This window comes from Mixta sp. BE291 (assembly GCF_031457955.1).
Lineage (GTDB): Bacteria > Pseudomonadota > Gammaproteobacteria > Enterobacterales > Enterobacteriaceae > Mixta.
The window spans coordinates 100,519-122,034 of sequence record NZ_JAVDXN010000004.1 but is presented as its reverse complement, the minus strand read 5'-3'; the positions used below and the strand labels follow the sequence as shown (position 1 = coordinate 122,034).

Below are 21,516 nucleotides of genomic sequence, written 5' to 3'. Positions count from 1 at the left end.
CATTTCATGCGTTAAAACTGCGCTACGGCGTGCCAGGATCGGTATCTTAGTCAGCCTGACCCGCAAGGAGAGAAAAGATGCAACGATGTGGCTGGGTTTCAAACGATCCGCTTTATCTAACCTATCACGACAGTGAATGGGGCATTGCGCAAACCCAAAGTACGCGGCTGTTTGAAATGCTTTGCCTGGAAGGCCAGCAGGCGGGACTGTCGTGGATCACCGTGCTGAAAAAGCGGGAAAACTATCGCGCCGCCTTTTATCAGTTCGATCCCGTGGCCGTCGCGCAGATGAATGAGAGCGATATTGATCGCCTGATGCAGGACAGCGGCCTGATCCGTCATCGCGCCAAACTGAATGCCATTGTCGCCAACGCGCGCGCTTACCTATTGATGCAGGAAAATGGTGAAGATTTTTCACGCTTTATCTGGTCGTTTGTCGGCCACCAACCGCAGATCAATCATTTCACCGAGGGCGCGGCAATTCCTGCTCAGACGCCAGCGTCTCTCGCGCTATCGAAGGCGTTGAAAAAGCGTGGTTTTAAATTCGCTGGCGCGACCATTTGTTACGCCTTTATGCAGGCCTGCGGGCTGGTTAATGACCACCTTACCGGCTGCTTTCGCCATCCCAATAATCAGCTACGCTGAATGGTTACAAATCTGAGGAAATTCCTGGATATCTTCTGCGGTGATACACGGCATAATGGCCGCTTAAAGCGGGTACGCTTGTTGTTTGGTTTTTAAAGGATATAAAGATGAAAAAAAATATTGTTGCCTTGTCGCTGCTGTTAAGCGGCACCATTGCCCTTTCTGGCTGTACCACTAACCCTTACAGCGGTGAATCTCAGGCTGGTAAGTCGGGGATTGGCGCAGGTGTCGGCGCACTGGTTGGCGCAGGCGTCGGCGTGCTTTCGTCGTCGAAGAAAGATCGCGGCAAGGGCGCACTGATCGGCGCAGCTTCCGGCGCGGCGCTGGGCGGCGGCCTGGGTTACTACATGGATGTGCAGGAAGCCAAACTGCGTGAAAAAATGCGCGGGACCGGCGTTAGCGTCACGCGTAACGGTGACAACATTATCCTGAATATGCCGAATAACGTTACCTTCGACAGCAGCAGCAGCACGCTGAAACCGGCAGGCGCGCAAACGCTGACTGGCGTAGCGATGGTACTGAAAGAGTATCCGAAAACCGCCGTGAACGTGGTGGGCTTTACCGACAGCACCGGCACACGCGCGCTGAATATGCGTCTGTCTCAGCAGCGTGCCGACAGCGTCGCCAGCGCGCTGATTCTGCAGGGCGTTGCCAGCAACCGCCTGCGTACCGGCGGCATGGGACCAGATAGCCCGATTGCCTCCAACAGCACGGAAGAAGGCAAAGCGCAGAACCGCCGCGTGGAGATCACGCTTAGTCCGCTGTCATAACATCACATCAAATCACTGCCCGGTTGCGCCGGGCAGTGATTTTTCGCTATTACAGGGCGTTTTCGCGCCCTTTCTCACCTTTGCGCTAACGGCTCACTGCGCCCACACCCGTTTTCGCGTTATTGATGATGTTTCATCGCCGCGCCGTTCGCGTTTCCGGCATCAGCAGCGTTGCCAGTCCCAGCAAAGGAAGATACGCGCAGGCCTGATAAACAGCGGTAATGCCATACAGATCGGCAAATTTGCCCAACGCAGCAGCGGCAATGCCGCCCACGCCAAACATGGTGCCGAACATAATCCCGGACACCATCCCCGTTCGACCTGGCAGCACCTCCTGTGCGTAAACCACCAGCGCAGCAAACGCCGAAGAAAGAATAATGCCGATAATCACGGAGAAGGCGATCGTCCAGAAAAGATCAACGTGCGGCAGCATCAGAGCAAAAGGAATCACGCCGAGAAAGGATATCCAGATCACCGATTTACGACCGATGCGGTCGCCCACCGGCCCGCCAGCAAAGGTCCCTACCGCCACTGAGATGAGAAAAGCGAACAGGCAAAACTGCGCCTGCTCAAGCGGCAGCTGAAAGCGCTGCACCAGGTAAAAAGTATAATAATTGCTGATCGAGGCGATATAAGTGAACTTGGCGAACAGCAGCACGCCCACCACGCCCAGCGCCAGTGCAATGCGTTTGCGCGGCAACAGCGGCCCGGATGCGGCCTGTTTCTGCATCAACGCATGGCCGTGGGAAACCGACCAGGCGCTGACCTTCGACAGCACGACAATAGCCAGCAGCGCAATCAGCATCAGCCAGGCCACAGACACCTGCCCGTGTGGGATAATCAATAGCGCCGCCAGCAGCGGTCCAAATGCCGTTCCGGCGTTGCCGCCTACCTGAAAGCAGGATTGCGCGGTACCGAATCGTCCACCGGATGCCATACGTGCCACGCGCGACGCCTCCGGATGGAAGGTGGATGACCCAACACCAATCAGCGCAGAAGAGATCAACAACAGGGTATAGGAGCTGGCGATCGACATCAGGCCGACACCCGCCAGGGTTACCGCCATTCCCACCGGCAACAGCAACGGCATCGGGCGCTTATCGGTAAACAGCCCTACCCAGGGCTGCAGCAGAGAAGCGGTAATCTGATAGACCAGCGCAATCAGCCCAATCTGGGTATAGCTCAGGGCGTAGCTCTCTTTGAGTAGGGGGTAAATGGCGGGCAGCGTCGCCTGAACCATATCGTTGCAGGCGTGCGAAATCGCCACCGCTCCGACAATCGAGACCAGAAAATTATGCGTATTATTCTGATCCTGCTGCGGATGTTCCTTGCTGACAGTTGAATTATGGGACATGAGTCGTTATCACCGTATTCGGATTATTTGTTGTTTATTGTTTATGGATAGCGGAGGCACAGGCTGCTCCGCTATCACTATGCTAACGGCAAAACCCTGGCTGTGTTAGTCTCTCATCGAATTCGTGGAGTGAAGAAAGAGATGAAGCAAAAGGCTATACGCGCCACCATCAGCGATGTTGCCAGAGTGGCGAAGACCGGCAAAACCAGCGTTTCCCGTTACCTTAACGGCGAGCAGCATGCGCTCTCACCGGATCTGCTCAATCGTATTGAGCAGGCGATCGCCGCGCTGAATTACCGTCCTAATCAAATGGCGCGCGGCCTGAAACGCGGACGCACGCGCCTGATCGGCCTGATTATCGCCGATATCACCAATCCCTATTCAGTCGATGTGCTGTGCGGCATTGAAGCGGCCTGCCGCGCCCAGGGCTTTACGCTGCTGGTGTGTAACACCAATAATGAAATCGATCAGGAGCAACACTATCTGCAGCTGTTAAGCAGCTATCAGGTAGAAGGTATCGTGGTCAATGCCGTTGGCATGCAAGAAGAGGCGCTGAACCGGCTACAGCAATCGCTGCTGCCGATGGTGCTGATTGACCGTAAAATCCCTGATTTTTCCTGTGATATGGTGGGACTGGATAATCGTCAGGCCGCCACCGAGGCGACCGAGCATTTAGTGAAGAACGGCTACCGGGCGTTGCTGTTTCTCAGTGAGCCGCTTGGCATGGTCAATACCCGACGAGAGCGCCTGCACGCATTTCATGAAGCCTGCCTCCATCAGGAAAATATCATCAGTGAAAATGCGGAAGTGGCGCTCAGTGACGTCGGCATGATGGATCGCATCATCAGCGATTTTTACCAGCGCCACGCCCAGCGGCCTGCGGCACTGATGGTGGCCAACGGCGCGCTGACGCTACAGGTGGCACGCTCCATGCGTCGTCTGGGTCTTAACTGGGGTCAACAAATCGGTTTGCTTGGCTTCGACGAACTGGAGTGGGCGGAGCTGGCAGGCGACGGCATTACTACCTTAAAGCAGCCCACCTGGCAGATTGGCTATGCGGCGCTGGAGCAGGTTATCCGCCGTATTGAGGGCGAAGCTGCGCCCATTGAAGAAAAAACCTTTCGCGGCGAGTTGGTGATTCGCGGTTCCAGCCGTCCTTTACATTGATTCCCTTCCCTGCCCGACCAACGTCCGTTGCGTCGGGCAGCCGTCCAATGACGGCAAATCAGACAATCCCTGGAACAAAATAGCTTACATCGTGAACGCGATCATAAATTCGTACTTTCCAACTTTGCTTTGGAACCGGTTCCAATTAGCTTTTCTTTATGCGGGTTCCAATGCTGTAGCCCCCGGAGGAAAAGATGAAACCAGAAATTATTGTCGTAACCGCTGCGTACGGACAGCAAAACGTTGCCGAGCTGGGTGGTCAGCGGGCGTTATTACCGATCATTGCTGACGCAGGCGCCGACGGCGTAGAAATTCGTCGTGAGCTGCTGACGGAATCTGAGCTGGAAAGTTTGCCACAGCTGGCGCAAGCCATTGCGCAGCATCAGCTGAAAGCCTTCTATTCGGTTCCCGATGCGCTTTTTGCTGAGGATGGCGCGGTGAATCCGCAGCTGGATCGCTATCTGCTGGAGGCGAAACAGCTGCATGCTCAGCGGCTGAAGCTGTCGCTGGGTCCGTGGCAGTCAGGCGCAGCAATCTCGCTGGATACGCACGGAATCCGCCTGGTAGTAGAAAACGATCAAACCGATTATGGCAAGCTGGCGATTATTGCCGCCTTCTTTGCCGAGCAACAGGCTGCTTTCGGCATGACTTTTGATATCGGTAACTGGCTGTGGACCGGCGAGGATGCCGCTGCCGCTGCGCATCGCCTGGCTGATTATGTCAGCTATATTCATGTGAAAGCCGCTGTTCCTCATGGCAACAGCTGGCGCGCCATTGCGCTCGACGATGCCGATAATAGCTGGCGTGCGTTGTTAAAACTGCTGCCCAACAGCGTGCCACGCGGTATTGAATTCCCGCTGCAGGGCGATGATCTGACGGCCGTGACGCGCCATTACGTTGACCTGCTGCGTGAGGAGTAAAACATGATTAACCAAAGCCAACCGCAAGACGCGCTGGATGTGGTGACCATCGGTGAAGCCATGGCGATGTTCGTCGCCAGAGAAACCGGCGATCTGGCCGCGGCGGAAACCTTTACCAAACGCATTGCTGGCGCGGAGCTTAATGTCGCTATCGGCCTGGCGCGGCTCGGCCTGAAAGTGGGCTGGGTAAGCCGCGTGGGCGATGACGCCTTTGGTCGTTTCGTCCATCAGCAGCTGGAGAAAGAGGGCGTCGATCATCAGCGCGTGCTTACCGATAAGCGTTATCCCACCGGTTTTCAGTTGAAATCAAAAGTTGAGGATGGCTCCGACCCCACGGTGGAATATTTCCGCAAAGGCTCCGCCGCCAGCCATCTTTCCGTAGAAGATTTTAACCGCGACTATTTTGGTGCGGCCCGCCATCTGCATCTCAGCGGCGTGGCGGCAGCGCTCTCCGCCAGCTCACTTGCGCTGTTGAACCATACGGCGCAGGAGATGCGGGCGATGGGCAAAACCCTCTCCTTTGACCCGAATCTGCGTCCGGTGCTGTGGCCGAGCGAACAGGAAATGGCGAAACAGCTTAATCAATTAGCCAGTTATGCCGATTGGGTGCTGCCGGGCGAGAAGGAGGGTTTTATTCTCACCGGTTATCGTCAGCCAGAAGCGATCGCGGACTTTTACCTCGATAAAGGCGTTAAGGCGGTGATTATTAAAACCGGCTGTGATGGTGCCTGGTATAAAACCGCGACGGGCGATAAAGGTCAGGTTGCAGCGATCCGCGTCGATAACGTTGTGGATACCGTCGGCGCAGGCGATGGTTTTGCCGTTGGCGTGATCAGCGCGCTGCTGGAAGGCAAGCCGCTGCCGCAGGCGATCCGACGCGGCAATAAGATTGGCTCACTGGCTATACAGGCAATTGGCGATAGCGAAGGCTTGCCGACGCGTGCCGAGCTGGGCGACTACTGAGCGACAATACCCTACGCATCTTGATAACGATGCATATCGATGGCCTCACCATCAGAATATGCGCCCTCAACAGAGGATAAGCTCATGAACAAGCATACAATCGCGCCAAAACGTTGGTGGTATATCATTCCCATCATCTTTATCACTTACAGCCTGGCGTATCTCGACCGCGCAAACTTTAGTTTCGCCTCGGCGGCCGGCATCAATGAAGATTTAGGCATTACTAAAGGCATGTCGTCTCTGCTGGGCGCGCTATTTTTCCTGGGTTACTTTTTCTTTCAAATCCCCGGAGCGGTGTATGCCGAACGTCGCAGCGTGAAAAAGCTGGTGTTCTGGTGCCTGGTACTGTGGGGCATTTGCGCCTCGCTGACCGGCATGGTGAGCAATATCCCTATGCTGGCGGCGATCCGCTTCGTGCTGGGGGTAGTAGAGGCAGCGGTGATGCCCGCGATGCTGATCTATATCAGCAACTGGTTTACTAAATCGGAACGTTCACGCGCCAACACCTTTTTGATTTTAGGTAACCCGGTAACCGTACTGTGGATGTCGGTGGTTTCCGGCTATCTGATTAACGCGTTTGGCTGGCGCGAAATGTTTATTATCGAAGGGTTCCCGGCGATTATCTGGGCGGTGTGCTGGTGGTTCCTCGTGCAGGATAAACCTTCGCAGGCGCGCTGGCTGAGCGCAGAGGAAAAACATGCGCTGCAGGAACAGCTGCGTAAAGAGCAGGAAGGCATCAAGGCGGTGCGCAACTACCGTGAGGCGTTCAAATCGCGTAACGTGATTATTCTCTGTATCCAGTATTTCGCCTGGAGCATCGGCGTGTATGGTTTTGTTCTGTGGCTGCCGTCGATTTTACGTGACGGCAACGAAATGGGTATGGTTGAAGCGGGCTGGCTCTCTGCTGTGCCTTATCTGGCGGCGACTATTGCGATGATCGTGGTTTCCTGGGCCTCTGATCGCATGCAAAATCGTAAGCTGTTCGTCTGGCCTCTGTTGCTGATCGGCGCGCTGGCGTTTCTCGGTTCCTGGCTGGTGGGTTCCAGCAACTTCTGGCTCTCCTATAGCCTGCTGGTGATTGCCGGTGCGGCAATGTATGCGCCGTATGGCCCTTTCTTCGCGATTATTCCTGAAATGCTGCCGCGTAACGTGGCGGGTGGCGCAATGGCGTTAATCAACAGCATGGGCGCGCTCGGCTCGTTTGTGGGTTCCTGGATCGTCGGCTACCTTAACGGAGCGACCGGCAGCCCGGCAGCCTCCTATATCTTTATGGGCGCGGCGCTGCTGGTTGCGGTTTTCCTGACGCTGATTGTGAAACCAGCGGAGAACAAGCAGCCCCCCTCGCCCGGACGCACGGCCAGGCATGCCTGATTAACCGTGCGTAAAGGCCGGGTTCGCCCGGCCACAAATTTATCCTTTCGTTTTACCGCCTGACAGGCGGATGGAGCCTGATATGAAGCCTGAAGTGGTGTTGTACAAATCTTTGCCTGATGACTTACGTGCCCGCCTTGATGCGCATTTTAGCGTTACGACCCTGAAAGGTTTGACGGCGGAAAGCGTGGCAGAACATGCGGATAGCCTGGCACGTGCGGAAGGGATCATCGGTTCCAGCTGCAAAGTGGATGAGGCGCTGCTGGAAAAAATGCCAAAGCTGCGTGCCGCTTCAACCATTTCTGTGGGCTATGACAATTTTGATGTTGATGCGATGAGTCAACGCGGTATCGTGCTGATGCATACGCCGACCGTGCTGACTGAAACCGTGGCCGATACCATGATGGCGCTGGTATTAAGCAGCGCCCGCCGCGTAGTGGAAGTTGCTGAGCGGGTTAAAGCGGGAGAATGGCAGCGCAGCATTGGTCCGGACTGGTTTGGTATCGACGTCCATCATAAAAAGATGGGCATTCTTGGCATGGGCCGTATCGGCCTGGCGCTGGCGCAGCGCGCCCATCACGGTTTCGGCATGCCAATTCTGTATAACGCGCGTAAGCATCACGAAGAAGCGGAAACGCGCTTTAACGCGCAATATTGCGATCTCGATACGCTATTACAGGAATCTGATTTCCTGTGTATTAGCCTGCCACTTACAGAGCAAACGCACCATATGATCGGACGCGAGCAGCTGGCAAAAATGAAGCCGAGCGCCGTTTTAATCAATGCAGGTCGCGGCCCGGTAGTGGACGAGCAGGCGCTGATTGCGGCGCTGAAAGATAAAACCATTCATGCCGCCGGGCTGGATGTGTTTGAACAGGAGCCGCTGCCGGTTGATTCAGAATTGCTGAAGCTGCCTAACGTTGTGGCGTTACCGCATATTGGCTCTGCGACCCATGAAACGCGTTACGGCATGGCGCGCGATGCGGTAGAAAACCTGATTGCCGCGCTGGCGGGTAAGGTAGAAAAGAACTGCGTTAATCCGCAGGCGCTGCGCTAAGCAGCTGGCTATCGCCGCACTGCGGCGATAGCCCCGTTATCGACTGTTTAGCGGTGAAGCCAGGTAGGGCTAGCGGTATTGATAGTATTAACCGCTTTTACTCGCTGAAGCATCAAAATGATTAGACGGGGATCTGGCGTCAAATAAACAGCAGCGATTGCCTGAACCGGCATTCAGAATGATTTTCTGTTGATAATAATAAATACCTCCCTTAACTTATTCCTTTCTCGTTCTTTTACTCTCGCGCATAAAATTCCACGATCGCTATGTAGCCTCTTGATAAATCCTGACAACTAGTGATATATACTTTAATGCTTGTATGCCCGCATGGCTAACGCTCCCCGACATTATCGTCACTAAAATAACGTTAAATTAACATAAGATATAAACATGAAAATAAACAAAGTGAACGCTATTATTGCAAAGTGTGCATCAGTAAAACCCGCTGACATTCATCCGGATCTATCGCTGGTTTATGACTTGCATATGGATTCAATTATGTTTACTGAAATGATCTGCTTTTTGGAAGATGAGTTTTCAGTTACGGTTGCCGAAGAAGACATCATGAAATGGTATTGTGTCCAGGATGTCTATAACTACTTTAAAATAGCGCAATAACAATCTAAAAACTGTGCAAAGTAATCTTGTGGGCTGCTATATCATCTTTTTCCCAGCGTTATGCCTTCAGATTATTTATCCTGCTTTTTTTTTGATCTCCAGCAACCTATAAAGATACAACGTATATTTATAAAGCCAGAAAGGTTCATGTGATGGCTATGGTTTTACTGACAAGAGCAAACCTTAAATTGGCATTATTGATGGTTCTTCGTGTAGCGAGGAACTATCAATCTTAGGATAACTCACTACCATCAACGGAAGAAGGCTTCAAAACGCAGACGTCATTGGATATGGAGGCATTGTCTTAATGTATAATATTCGTTTATTTTTCACCTAAACTTTTGTGAACAATTACAACATTATCCCCAGGAAAAGAATTATTACGCGCCCCTAAACCAAGAATTACAATCTTATAAGAAAATGGAGCAAAAAAATCAACTCTATGATTATAAATGATTTTTTGTTTTATATGAATTTAGATTGATATTAAACACTTTTAATTAAGCCCAATCTATTGGAAATTACTTGTTTTCTGCATCATCCTTAGTTCATTATCGCGTTACTTAGAAGACAAGCGGTGGAGCTGTGTGTATGAATAAGTATGTTTTTGGGGGTTTTACGCTATGCCCCCGTAACGGACTATATTATAAAGAATCCCAGTCTGTTCACCTCGGTCCAAAAGAGTTAAAGGTTCTTGAAGTTCTGGTTAGCCGTCCGGGCGAAATAGTAACTAAAAGCGACATCATTGAAATGGTGTGGAGTAGAGGCATTGTTTCTGATGAATCTTTATGCCGATGCATCTATGTAATAAGAAAAGAACTTAAAAATCATAGCTCCATAAAATTTATCAAAACGGTTTATGGTCGTGGCTATCAGTTTATTAGCAATGTAACTATCGTTAAACCAGAAAGAGATAAAAACAGGCCTGGTTGCGCCACCAACTTCACGCCGCATTCGTGTGTGGTAGTGGGAGCCGATAACATAAGTTATAAATTCAAATATGTAGAATCATCAATAGAACAGGATTAGCACAAATCAGCTTATCAGCATGTACACTTAAAAAACCTGCTGAGGCTTTCATATTCCAGTACGCATTTCACATCCGGAAATGATCTATTTTTTCATCGAACGCGCATTCAATACCTCTAAGCATTTAACATCCCCATAGCACCTAAGCCAGTAAAATAACCAAAGCAGTTCTGACCCTTACTATCAGATTAATGAATAACTCAAACAATCTATAAAGACACATATATAATTAACATATCAGAAGTATACAAATAGTCAGGACTATGCGACGGCGATTTTACTACCGTCGCATAATTTTATTTACGCGATAATGTCGCTTTTTCTTGCGCTAGTTAAACTTTTTAGCTTTAACGTTTGGGATATTCATTCCCCGGTACGTAACTCCCGCTTCAGAGAGGCTTACCTTTACCCCCTGTCGTTCATTAGTCCACAATGTTTTGCCGTTTTTTATTACTTTTTGCCAGGGGCCATTCTGAACTTCCGCCCCTGAAGTGCTTTCTGAAAGCGGCTGAGTTGCATCCGCTGCTGCAGATTCGGTTTTAAGGCTGGCTGCTGCGGGATTACTGCCACGGGCGTTATCGGTCTGAACAACCTGCCTGGCAATACTTCCTGACGGCCTCTTTGCTGCATTTAACACTGCAGACCTGGCTTCACGGTTGCCTGTTGCAGGATTGCCGCCACGGGCACCGTCAGCCTGAACCGTCGATCCTGATAGACTTCCTGACGGCCTCTTTGCTGCATCCGTCACTGCAGACCTGGTTTCACGGTTGCCTGTTGCGGGATTGCTGCCAGGGGCGCCGTCAGTCTGAACTGACTGGCGCACGGTGGGTTTATCAGCCGTCGCACCTTGACGGGAAACAACCATGCCCCGGTATGACCGCCCGCCCTCAGACAGGAACAATGGCGGATTTTCCTGGCCGATTTTGACCCACGACGTTTTGCCGTTTTCTGTTATCTGCTGATAGCCACCCTTCTGGATTGCCTGTTGTGCAGTGCTGCCTGACGGCGACGGGGCTGTATTCGTCGTCGCAGATTTGGTTTCACTGTTGTTTGTTGCAGGATTGCTGCCTCGGGCGCCGTCAGTCTCAACCGTCGAGCCTGATAGACTTCCTGACGGCCTCTTTGCTGCATTTAACACTGCAGACCTGGCTTCACGGTTACCTGTTGCGGGATTGCCGCCTCGGGCACCGTCAGTCTCAACCGTCGATCCTGACATATTTCCTGACGGCCATTTTGCCGCATCCGTCATCGTGGACCTGGTTTCACGGTTGCCTGTTGCGGGATTGCTGCCAGGGGCGCCGTCAGTCTGAACCGTCGATCCTGATAGATTTCCTGACGGCCATTTTGCCGCATCCGTCACCGCAGACCTGGCTTCACGGTTACCTGTTGCGGGATTGCCGCCAGGGGCGCCGTCAGTATGAACCGTCGAGCCTGACATATTTCCTGACGGCCTCGTTGCTGCATCCGTCATCGTGGACCTGGCTTTACGGTTGTCTGTTACGGGATTGCCGCCACGGGCGCCGTCAGTCTCAACCGTCGATCCTGACATATTTCCTGACGGCCATTTTGCCGCATCCGTCATTGTGGACCTGGCTTTACGGTTGTCTGTTGCGGGATTGCTGCCACGGGCGCCGTCAGTCTGAAGCGTCGAGCCTGATAGACTTCCTGACGGCCTCTTTGCTGCATTTAACACTGCAGACCTGGCTTCACGGTCGCCTGTTGCAGGATTGCTGCCACGGGCGCCGTCAGTCTGAACCGTCGATCCTGACATATTTCCTGACGGCCTCTTTGCTGCATTTAACACTGCAGACCTGGTTTCACGGTTGTCTGTGACGGGATTGCCACCACGGGCGCCGTCAGTCTGAAGCGTCGATCCTGACATATTTCCTGACGGCCTCTTTGCTGCATTTAACACTGCAGACCTGGCTTCACGGTTGTCTGTTACGGGATTGCCGCCACGGGCACCGTCAGTCTGAACTGACTGATGTGCAGTGTTTACTGACGACTGTTGAGCAGCATCCCTCATTGTAGATCTGACTTCACTGTTGTCTGTTGCGGGATTGCCGCCACGGGCACCGTCAGTCTCAACCGTCGATCCTGATAGACTTCCTGACGGCCTCTTTGCTGCATCCGTCATCGTGGACCTGGCTTCACGGTTGCCTGTTGTGGGATTGCTGCCACGGACACCGTCAGTCTCAACCGTCGAGCCTGATAGACTTCCTGACGGCCTCTTTGCTGCATTTAACACTGCAGATCCGGTTTCACGGTTGTCTGTGACGGGATTGCCACCACGGACACCGTCAGTCTGAACCGTCGATCCTGATAGATTTCCTGACGGCCATTTTGCCGCATCCGTAGCTCCGGGGTATGAACCTGGTTGATCAGTCGCCGTGTTGTTATTAGGAATTATCATGCCCCGGTATGACCGTCCGCCATCAGACAGGAACAACGGCGGATTACCCTGACCAACCTTGACCCACGACGTTTTCCCGTTTTCTGTTACCTGCTGATAACCACCCTTCTGGATTGCCTGGCGTGCAGTGCTGCCTGACAGCGGCTGAGCCGCATTCGTCGTTGCAGATTTGGTTTCACTGTTGTTTGTTGCGGGATTGCTGCCACGGGCGCCGTCAGTCTGAACCGTCGAGCCTGACATGTTTCCTGACGGCCATTTTGCCGCATCCGTCATCGTGGACCTGGCTTCACGGTTACCTGTTGCAGGATTGCTGCCACGGGCGCCGTCAATCTGAACCGTCGAGCCTGATAGACTTCCTGACGGCCTCTTTGCTGCATTTAACACTGCAGACCTGGCTTCACGGTCGCCTGTTGCAGGATTGCCACCACGGACACCGTCAGTATGAACCGTCGAGCCTGACATATTTCCTGACGGCCATTTTGCCGCATCCGTCATTGTGGACCTGGCTTTACGGTTGTCTGTTGCGGGATTGCTGCCACGGACACCGTCAGTCTCAACCGTCGAGCCTGACATATTTCCTGACGGCCATTTTGCCGCATCCGTAGCTCCGGGGTATGAACCTGGTTGATCAGTCGCCGTGTTGTTATTAGGAATTATCATGCCCCGGTATGACCGTCCGCCATCAGACAGGAACAACGGCGGATTACCCTGATCAACCTTGACCCACGACGTTTTCCCGTTTTCTGTTACCTGCTGATAACCACCCTTCTGGATTGCCTGGCGTGCAGTGCTGCCTGACAGCGGCTGAGCCGCATCCGTCATCGTGGACCTGGCTTCACGGTTACCTGTTGCGGGATTGCCGCCACGGGCGCCGTCAGTCTCAACCGTCGAGCCTGACATGTTTCCTGACGGCCATTTTGCCGCATCCGTCACCGCAGACCTGGCTTCACGGTTACCTGTTGCGGGATTGCCGCCACGGGCGCCGTCAGTCTGAACCGTCGAGCCTGACATGTTTCCTGACGGCCATTTTGCTGCATCCGACATCGTGGACCTGGCTTCACGGTTGTCTGTTGCGGGATTGCCGCCACGGACACCATCAATTTGATCCCTCGACTCTGAAGCACTCACTGACGGCTGTTGAGCCGCGTCTGGCTCTGCTGGCACGTGAGCATCAGTTGATGCTATACGCTTATTAGCCTCCTCATTAAATGAACCTTTCCTATCTCTAAATGAATCAGACTGTTCGGTTTTCGAGGCTACGACAGGATTAAAAGTTGTGGTTTTAGGGACATCATCGTTTTCTTGCCTTACGACAAAATTATCCGCTACTGACAACCCATCAGGCTGATCAACTGAATCTGCATTACTCTCTGATAGAGGATGACCGGGCCCTACATCTACGTCAGTCACAGCTTTAAGATGACTAACTATATTTTTAGCGCCATCATTCTGCTCTCCCGAAGATGTAAGATTATCCGTAAGGTGCTGAGCAATCGTCTTTTGTGCAGGGTCATAACCAGCAACAAATACTTTTTCTGGCAGAAAGGTAGAATTTACGTCATTCGTGCTCGGCTCTGAAAAGTTAAAATTATTCTGATTATAGATTGGGTAATTATTAAATATACGGTTGTCATTGTTAATGTTATTAAATATATTTGTGGTATTTGGTGCTGTGCCCCTTGGATGAGGCGTATTTTCTTTATCGTCGAAAAAATTGTTGCTACTCGTTCCCGGTATAGAATGCGGATTATCATCGTGCGGTTTAATATCATCAGGATTCGGTAGCATCCCTTCGGATAACTGAGGACTAATTAAGGCATTGTCTTTCGGGCTTGTGGAAACAGGCGCACCATAGGGAACCTCTTCGCTGGAGACATAATTACTCCTCTCAGGTTTAACAAAAAGATATAGGTGTTCTCCAATGATATCAGATGTCACTTTGTCTTTAAGTAAAAAATCTACCAAGCCGATATTTAATTTAAAATCGCTTACAATATATTTATTATTAATAATATTTCTTGGATTACCAGTCAAGTCAGTTAAAACTCCATTCTCACGAAATTCATCGATAAACCTTATTGCACTTGATTTAAGCTTCTCACGTTGCTCCCGTCTTATAGCATTGTTTTTATTTTTTTTAACTTTCGAACTCTTCGAACCTTCAAGCATTAAACTTTTAGGTTCTGAACCCAATCCTTGCCGAACAAAATTTTGGAAATGTATAAACTGGCCTTCTGTTGACTCCGTCGTTGATTGAGGATCATTTACAGAGGTTGGCTGGAGTGCAGAATTTCTTACATTCGTCAAATTACCAGCGGCTCCCCCTCTGAGATCAGAGAATGTTTCTACAATTGGTTGCTGAATTGAAAGAAATCCTTGCGAAGAAGAAATTCCTGACATAATATTCCCTTAAATGAAAACAATCCTTCCTAAAACCACGAAGTATAAGATTATTTATACTCGCAAAAAGTTAAGCGCGACATCGGCCATTTGTTTAGAAAATTCAGATAGCCTCTCCTGTAATTGCGAGATTAATTTATTATAGTAATCCAGTTGGTTAACGATTTTATTCATTTTCCCCTGTTCTTTTTGCAAAAATGTATCCACTGAGGCCATGAGGTTATTGTAAACAGTTTGAGAAATTTTACGGACTGTGACAAAGTTTGCATCAATGGCTTTGTAATCTTCAAAAACTTTCAAAATATCTTCCAGCGGAGTTTTTTCAATAATCACTTTATATTTACCCGAGCCAGCATATTCCACTTTTCCAACCCCCATTTTTGCACACCAGTCTTGCGCTTCATCTTTACTGACCCCAAGGCCTGCCGTTGGATAAAGAGCGGAGCCTCCCCATTTTTTAAGGAAATCTTTTATGCCAATATAAATCGTTGAATTAATAACGAGCGTGCCTTTATTATCTTTATCATCCGGATCGGGTTTAATGTTACCGCTTAATAAATTACGTAAATTACTAATATCATTGTAATAATCAGTCATTTTTTGCGAAGCAGTCATAAACGGATCCATAAATTCCTTTTGTGTGCCATTTACAATGCTTTGAATCTGTTGCTGAATTTCTATATCTGACCTCTCTTCACTGTTCATGTAATTACTTACATAATGTTTTTTCTGTGCCAGTGAATAATTAAGATTTTCGGAAACCTCGTTATAATTTTCATCAGAAACCGGAATGCCACCCTGCTTTAATTCAACCAGAGCCTGTAACAGTCCAACTCGGTTTTGCAGCGTGGGCGATGAGCCATTATTTTTTTTGCCGTCATCCACCACTCTTTCTTTGGCTTGTTCTAACGGTTGCTGCAGATCGCTATCCTCTGAGTTAAAGGACATCGCATCTTTTTCTTTAGAGAGTGGGGCTAAACTCATTCCTTTGATTGCTGAGGTGTACCCTGGTAAGATTTGTGTCATAATAACCTCGTGATAAAGAGTTGGTTTATGAAAACCAACTCTACCGTTAAAAGAGATTTTATTTACTCATCAGATTTTGCTGGCTGTTTCTAATCTGTTGAATATAGTCCATAACCGCCTGAAAGTATTTCCTTAATGAAGCGGTAAACTGTTCGAGTGTTTTCTGCGCGACATCTCTCTGGAACTCGATATTTTTCCCTTCATTTTCCGTCAGCTTAGATTCTTTATTTCCTTCAGCTTCCTGCATCTTAATAGCAGAATCTGATACCATTTTACCCGTCTGATATTGTGTACTGCTCTTAGTAAACGTCATATCTTTTGCTTTAAGATATTTTGCGATTTCGTCAGCTTTTCTTTCAAGTTCGCTTGCAGTAAATTTAGCGGCCGTTCTGTTATTAGCTCCATTGCCATTAATGTCAAACTTAGGTGCCTTACCTTGCATTTCAACCAGGCTGGCCTGTTTTTTATAATCCAGCATCTCGTTATGCGCCTTTTCAGTTTTGTTAATATGCTTCGCTGTCTTAACGGTTAGTGCTCCGGTACCCCCAACTTCTTTAACAATACTTAATGCCGCCGCACTAATCGCAGCCTTACAGGCCTGTACAGCACTTTTCTCTGTTTTTTCACGCGCAACCTTATTTAGCATTTCATACAGCGTATTTAGCTGAACCATCATTGCAACTAAACTGTAAACGGCATCTTCAATTGCCTTGGTGGTGTCATTCAATATTTCTCTCAAAGCAGATGCTGCTGCGCCGAAATTAGCAAACTTCGCCAGTAACTCTCTGCCATCAGCCATCTCTTGCAGCGTTTTCTCCTGATTTCCAGGCGTTCCCTGCAACGCAAGCGCAGCATTTGATTGCTGGGTTTTATCCCCTAGCGACTTAATGAGAGTCTCGAAGGAACCCTGTAATTGCTGAAAAGCGCTATCCATGCTCCCAATATCACTCCGCTGGTTAACAACGTGAATAATGAGCTTTGTCAAAGCGGACCCATTAATACCGTTGCTATTCTCATTAACATTTCTTACCAGATCTTCAAATTTTAATTGTTCAGCTATTTTTTGCTGTGAGTCATTTTTTTTCTGACTGGCATTATTATTTATAGCGGAGTTATCTGTAGTAAACTCATTTTCCGACGTTATGTTCATACTGTCTAAATGAGTTCTACCTGCATTAGTGGCATTGAGACTATTTTTCATTTTAATTTCATCCTATAACATTTGATTTGAGCTGAAGAATTTTCTGTCCGGCAAGCATGTTGTCATTAATAATTTTCGCCAGCATCTCACTCAAGTTAGCAATAAACTTCTGCAAGCTTTCAAGAGATTCTTGTAAATTCTCTGTCATTTCATTTTGCTTTTCTCTGAGCTCCCATAACTGCGCCAGGTCGTTTTGTGATTTAGCAAAATCAACACGCGTCTCAGCGACATTAATTTTCGACACGCTGCTTTGCACAACATTTCCTACGCCCAATCCAGAAGTTGCCAACTGACCAGCTTTAAGTATGTTTTGATGATTTTGCAATGTTACTTTATTGCCAGCATTCGCTATTACATTACCTGCCTTACCTGCCATCTTTTTAAGGAGTTCAGGAATGTTTTTAGCGATCGTTTCCAGCATTTTTGACGCATGTTTCATTGTTGCATTTACAATTGCCTGGCCTATTTTGGTGTTTTTTATCAATCCACCGGCACTTTTCATTAAATAGCCAGCTGCAATGATGGCTGCAATCGCATTTACTACTTTCAGCACTTCTTTTAAAGTTTTGAAAATATTTTCAGGTAGGACGGTTTTAAGAAGTTTACCTAATGGTCCATGTTCAAACAGGAAATCCATTGCCTCAGAAATCATATTAAACAATGGCATAAACACATGGTTCATTAATGGTTCCAGCGCCTTGGCCATAAACGACTGTCCTGTAGCGGCAGTTACAGCCAGATCGGCCACGGTTAAAGCAAGCAGCGCAGCCGTAACAGGTGAGGCCAGCCCACCGGAAGCGACAGTAAGTACAATGCTCACGGCCGCAATAATGTAATTCAGAATTTTAGAGATACAATCGCTTTTCTTGGCTGCTTCCTGCGCTTTTTCATATTCTCTTTCTGATTTTTCTGCCTGTTTTGTGCGCTGCTCGCCCATCAGCTGGGTGTTTATAAGCGCTCTTTCTCTTTCAGCTTCAGCACGTTTTATCGCCTCTTCAGTACGATTTTTGATGCTTTCATTAAGCAGATAAATCAGCCGATGGCTGGCTTTCAGTTGCTCATCGCCGCGCAGCTGCATTTTATCCATATCTAATAACTTGCTGAATCGCGGATTATTCAACGCTTGCGCCATTTCGCTATTGAACTTACCCTGTAGCGAAGTGGCTTTCTCGGTCAGCGCCTCATAGCTGACTTTTGCTGCGTCAAGCTCAGTGCCCAGCTTGATTAAACGGTCTTCGGCATCTTTGATCTTTGCATTAATGGCTTGATAACGTGCATCATTCTTCGCTACGCCAGCATCTTTCAGCTTTTGCTTGTCGTCGTTCAGTGATCCCAGCGTTTTCTTTAGCGTTTCAGCCTGTGACTGCAAATCTTCCAAATCTTTCCCAGCGACTTCCATTTCATCCATAGCGCCAGTAAGCTGTTCTGCTAAAGCATCAAGTTTTTCTCCAAGCTTTTTGTTAAAGGCCTGATAGCTTGTTGCAAAAGTTTCCAGTGAACGCTGCATTGAGCTGAGAAAATCTACGCCCTGACGCAGCAGTATGTCTTTCATATTGTTAAAGATGGAATAAATATTATTTCTGTCGAGTTTTTTTGTCGGCTTGGGTAACTCCACGCCGTCATCCAGCATAGATTCTGCGAATATTTTGTCCTCTTCGGTCAGCACCATTCCTTGCATAGCAGCAATACTGCTATTAACATTCTGCTTATTTTCATTAGGCCGGTTTGGCGGGGAATAAATGCGGGCTGATTCAACCTTTTCATTTTCCATATCCGGCGTTTTAATTAGTGCTGGCGTAAGGTGATTATTAATGTCCATATGTTATCCCTACTAATATTTATATAGATTTTGAATGTTACAGGCGTTTTTCTTTAATCGCTTTCATGTAAAGTTGGGCTTTAGCGACCAGGCTTTGATCGCTACATTTTTTCACGACGGTATCAAAACACTGTAATGCCCGACCAGAGTTGCCCATTAGCAGCTGACACTGCCCTCCATACATCATTGGAAGAAAGTTATCATCTGCCATTACATAAGCCAGCGCATAAAAATCGCAGGCTTTTTGGTAATTTTTTCTGAACTGATGGACTGCCCCCAGGCCAATAACATAATTGGCGTTGGTTAAATCATACATGCACAGCAGTTTAAAGAGACTTTCCGCTTCGTCGAGCTTTCGCTCCTGATAAAAATGGTATGCACAGGCATACATCTCTTCCATTTGTTCATCAGAAATACCTTCAATATCCTTCAAAGTGATCCCTTTGTGGACATACTCCAGTAGCTGATAGGCCGCACTTTCTACATCATATTCATGTAAATTCTTCGTTTTTTGAGCCATGTCTGTCTTCCTTTCCCATGACGCGGGCTTTATTTAATCAAAAATGTTCTGTGGGTTCTCATAAAAAAAGCTCATTTCCCACTTATCTTACTTAAAAGCTTAACGATAATGATCCGGTACATCCGGCATCAGCGTTTCGGCTTTTCATCCTCCGGCGGCGGCGACAGGTTGGACTGTAGCCAACTCATTTCCACAATATCCAGCCAAAGGAGGATATCCATGATGGGTGGAAAACAATCAAGATCGACAAAAGTATTTACTTTATGTGTTGCATATAACTTCCTTGCCAATGCAACATCCTCAATCACAGGCACACCAACTTTCTTAGCATAGCGTCTGACTGCCAGTGCTTTATTCTCAACTTCTATCAATGAAATAAATGGAATAAATGTAACCTCTTTATTTATATAAATCCCGATAGTAATATGGGTTGGGTTGGCAATGATAGCACTGGATTTTTTGATTGTTTCCTTCGTTGCTTCTGAAAGCAGTTCCTGATGTAATTGCCGGCGGCGGCCCTTGATTTCAGGGTTACCGTTTAGTTCTTTATATTCGCGCTCAATTTCTTTCTTGTCCATTTTGAGCTCTTTTATATACAAAAAGTATTCGCAGATACAATCAAAAAGAATTATTATAAGAATACAACTAATAAAAATCGTCAATAAAGAATGCAGTAGCTTGCCCCACATAAAAAAAACAAACTTTGCCTCACCGTAAACCATCCTGATGATATCGGGGTGATTCAGCTCCCAGAATATCTTTGCCGCAACCAAAAAGGCCGAAAGAAAAAGCAACGCTTTAACCAGCTCTTTAATGGTTCGTAAATTGAATATTTTCTTTATACCTTTAACGGGGTTAAGTGAATCGAACTTGATTTTCATCGCTTTGAGTGCAAGCTGGCCGCCAGTTTGCATCATACCCGGTAGCACTGTTGCCATAATCCCCATGATCAGCACCGGAGCCAATATTTTAGCGCCTGCAATTATGCAAACTAATATATATTCGTGGGCAGGTATATCATAGTTGGCATTAACGACGTTATTAAATATATGGATAAGGCCATCTAATGATATGAAGTTAAGCATAATCTCGATGCCGATTAAAATCAGACAGGTAGCAATAAGATCTTTACTTTTAAACGTCTGCCCTTCTTTCGCCGCATCTCTCTTTTTTTTCGGCGTTGGTTTTTCTGTTTTGTTACCAGACATAGCATCAATTATTCCATAGCCGTTCAGGGAAGAAAGTAATGCTGCAGGTTAATTATCTCTGCGGGCAGAATGGGTGACATATAAAGCAATAAAACTCCAAATCCGACGGCACTCTTGACCGTAAGGGCAACAGAAAAAGCGTTAAGCTGTGGTGTATAACGCGCCAGTAGCCCAAGTAACATTTCGGTTGCCAGAAACATAGTGATAACCGGGCTGGCTATGCGAACAGCCTGAGCTACCATAGTGTCAATAAACCGCAGCACATCTAATAGCGGCGGAAAATCCCAGGTTGCTGAGGGCCATAACAGATAACTGCTCTGCATTACATTAAGTAAAACGGTAGCGCCTCCCGCTTCAAGAATTATGACTACCGCCATCAGGTTAAAGAAGTTGGCCAGTTCCGATGAGTCAATGCCGGTTAACGGGCTCAGCGAACTACTAATGGTGGCGCCACGCTGGTTATCGATAAAGCTTCCTACGGCATGGATAACCCAATAAGGAAAGCACAGGAATATAGCAATAATTAGTCCTGTAACCAGTTCTTTAACCAATAACCCCACATACTCAAGAATGGTTAATTGCTGAATAAAGGCACCAGATTGAGGCCAGAGCGTAGCACCCAATAAGAAAATTAACGGAAACTTAAACAGGCCCGATACGGTGGAATGGTTCAAAAATGGCAATAGCATAAATGCCGGAAACAACCGTGCAGACGCCAGCACTGTGCCATAAATCCAGTAATGAAACTCAGTAAAGAAATGGAAACCGGTATTCATGTCGGCCGTAATGCAAAATTAATAATTTCAGAAAAGTACTCCCGTAATGTATCACCGAACCAGCCTGATAGCAGAAACAAGCAAACGCATACACCCAATAGCTTGATACCAAAAGGTAATGTTTGTTCCTGTAGCTGCGTCACCGTCTGAAAAAGCCCTACTAACAGGCCAATAAGGGTGGCTACGACTATCGGTACCGCTGAAAGCATTAGCACTAACCAAATAGCTTTATTACTGGCATAAATAACTTCATTCATCGA

General features: G+C 48.3%; 18 protein-coding genes. 9 read left to right on the top strand and 9 right to left on the bottom strand.

Features of this window, described 5'->3' with window-relative positions:
* Positions 1-77: 77 nt before the first annotated feature.
* Positions 78-644, top strand: a complete 567-nt coding sequence (locus tag J2X14_RS10700) for a DNA-3-methyladenine glycosylase I (protein WP_352411201.1) — start codon at positions 78-80, stop codon at positions 642-644.
* Positions 645-751: 107 nt separating this feature from the next.
* Positions 752-1,414, top strand: coding sequence for an OmpA family lipoprotein (locus J2X14_RS10695; RefSeq protein ID WP_352411200.1), 663 nt, complete (start codon positions 752-754; stop codon positions 1,412-1,414).
* Positions 1,415-1,547: 133 nt separating this feature from the next.
* On the opposite strand, the gene J2X14_RS10690 is transcribed toward J2X14_RS10695, so the two are convergent.
* Positions 1,548-2,768, bottom strand: a complete 1,221-nt coding sequence (locus J2X14_RS10690) for an MFS transporter (protein WP_352411199.1) — start codon at positions 2,766-2,768, stop codon at positions 1,548-1,550.
* Between the two features lie 141 nt (positions 2,769-2,909).
* On the opposite strand from J2X14_RS10690, the gene J2X14_RS10685 reads away from it, so the two are divergent.
* The 7 genes from J2X14_RS10685 (at position 2,910) to J2X14_RS10655 (ending at position 9,893) form a co-directional block, all read left to right on the top strand.
* Positions 2,910-3,935: a LacI family DNA-binding transcriptional regulator gene (locus J2X14_RS10685; protein ID WP_352411198.1), complete on the top strand. Its 1,026-nt coding sequence runs from the start codon at positions 2,910-2,912 to the stop codon at positions 3,933-3,935.
* Between the two features lie 194 nt (positions 3,936-4,129).
* The gene (locus tag J2X14_RS10680; RefSeq protein ID WP_352411197.1) at positions 4,130-4,855 is read left to right on the top strand and encodes a sugar phosphate isomerase/epimerase family protein; all 726 of its coding nucleotides are present in this window, start codon (positions 4,130-4,132) and stop codon (positions 4,853-4,855) included.
* Positions 4,856-4,858: 3 nt separating this feature from the next.
* A complete protein-coding gene (locus tag J2X14_RS10675) occupies positions 4,859-5,818 on the top strand; it encodes a sugar kinase (protein ID WP_352411196.1) in 960 nt (319 codons plus the stop codon).
* Positions 5,819-5,902: 84 nt separating this feature from the next.
* Positions 5,903-7,189, top strand: coding sequence for an MFS transporter (locus J2X14_RS10670; RefSeq protein ID WP_352411195.1), 1,287 nt, complete (start codon positions 5,903-5,905; stop codon positions 7,187-7,189).
* Positions 7,190-7,271: 82 nt separating this feature from the next.
* Positions 7,272-8,246 carry a glyoxylate/hydroxypyruvate reductase GhrB gene (gene ghrB / locus J2X14_RS10665; protein WP_352411194.1) on the top strand — a complete coding sequence of 325 codons (975 nt, stop codon included), beginning with the start codon at positions 7,272-7,274 and terminating at the stop codon, positions 8,244-8,246.
* Positions 8,247-8,636: 390 nt separating this feature from the next.
* Positions 8,637-8,864: an acyl carrier protein gene (locus tag J2X14_RS10660; protein ID WP_352411193.1), complete on the top strand. Its 228-nt coding sequence runs from the start codon at positions 8,637-8,639 to the stop codon at positions 8,862-8,864.
* A 591-nt stretch (positions 8,865-9,455) separates the two neighbouring features.
* Positions 9,456-9,893, top strand: coding sequence for a winged helix-turn-helix domain-containing protein (locus J2X14_RS10655; protein ID WP_352411192.1), 438 nt, complete (start codon positions 9,456-9,458; stop codon positions 9,891-9,893).
* A gap of 328 nt (positions 9,894-10,221) precedes the next feature.
* On the opposite strand, the gene J2X14_RS10650 is transcribed toward J2X14_RS10655, so the two are convergent.
* From J2X14_RS10650 to J2X14_RS10615, 8 genes are all read right to left on the bottom strand, one after another.
* Positions 10,222-14,706 (bottom strand): hypothetical protein, encoded by a 4,485-nt coding sequence (locus J2X14_RS10650; protein ID WP_352411191.1) that lies wholly within the window; start codon positions 14,704-14,706, stop codon positions 10,222-10,224.
* Between the two features lie 54 nt (positions 14,707-14,760).
* The gene (locus tag J2X14_RS10645) at positions 14,761-15,732 is read right to left on the bottom strand and encodes an IpaD/SipD/SspD family type III secretion system needle tip protein (protein ID WP_352411190.1); all 972 of its coding nucleotides are present in this window, start codon (positions 15,730-15,732) and stop codon (positions 14,761-14,763) included.
* Between the two features lie 58 nt (positions 15,733-15,790).
* Complete coding sequence (locus J2X14_RS10640; RefSeq protein WP_352411189.1) at positions 15,791-16,933, bottom strand: hypothetical protein; 1,143 nt, start codon at positions 16,931-16,933, stop codon at positions 15,791-15,793.
* Positions 16,934-16,940: 7 nt separating this feature from the next.
* Positions 16,941-18,752 carry a type III secretion system translocon subunit SseC family protein gene (sctE, locus tag J2X14_RS10635; RefSeq protein ID WP_352411188.1) on the bottom strand — a complete coding sequence of 604 codons (1,812 nt, stop codon included), beginning with the start codon at positions 18,750-18,752 and terminating at the stop codon, positions 16,941-16,943.
* A gap of 37 nt (positions 18,753-18,789) precedes the next feature.
* Positions 18,790-19,272 carry a SycD/LcrH family type III secretion system chaperone gene (locus J2X14_RS10630; protein WP_352411187.1) on the bottom strand — a complete coding sequence of 161 codons (483 nt, stop codon included), beginning with the start codon at positions 19,270-19,272 and terminating at the stop codon, positions 18,790-18,792.
* Positions 19,273-19,400: 128 nt separating this feature from the next.
* Entirely contained in the window at positions 19,401-20,480 is a 1,080-nt protein-coding gene (locus J2X14_RS10625) for an EscU/YscU/HrcU family type III secretion system export apparatus switch protein (protein WP_352411186.1), read from the bottom strand.
* Between the two features lie 23 nt (positions 20,481-20,503).
* Complete coding sequence (gene sctT, locus J2X14_RS10620) at positions 20,504-21,256, bottom strand: type III secretion system export apparatus subunit SctT (protein ID WP_352411185.1); 753 nt, start codon at positions 21,254-21,256, stop codon at positions 20,504-20,506.
* Complete coding sequence (locus J2X14_RS10615; RefSeq protein ID WP_352411184.1) at positions 21,253-21,513, bottom strand: EscS/YscS/HrcS family type III secretion system export apparatus protein; 261 nt, start codon at positions 21,511-21,513, stop codon at positions 21,253-21,255. The genes sctT and J2X14_RS10615 overlap by 4 nt, the downstream gene beginning before the upstream one ends.
* Positions 21,514-21,516: the final 3 nt, after the last annotated feature.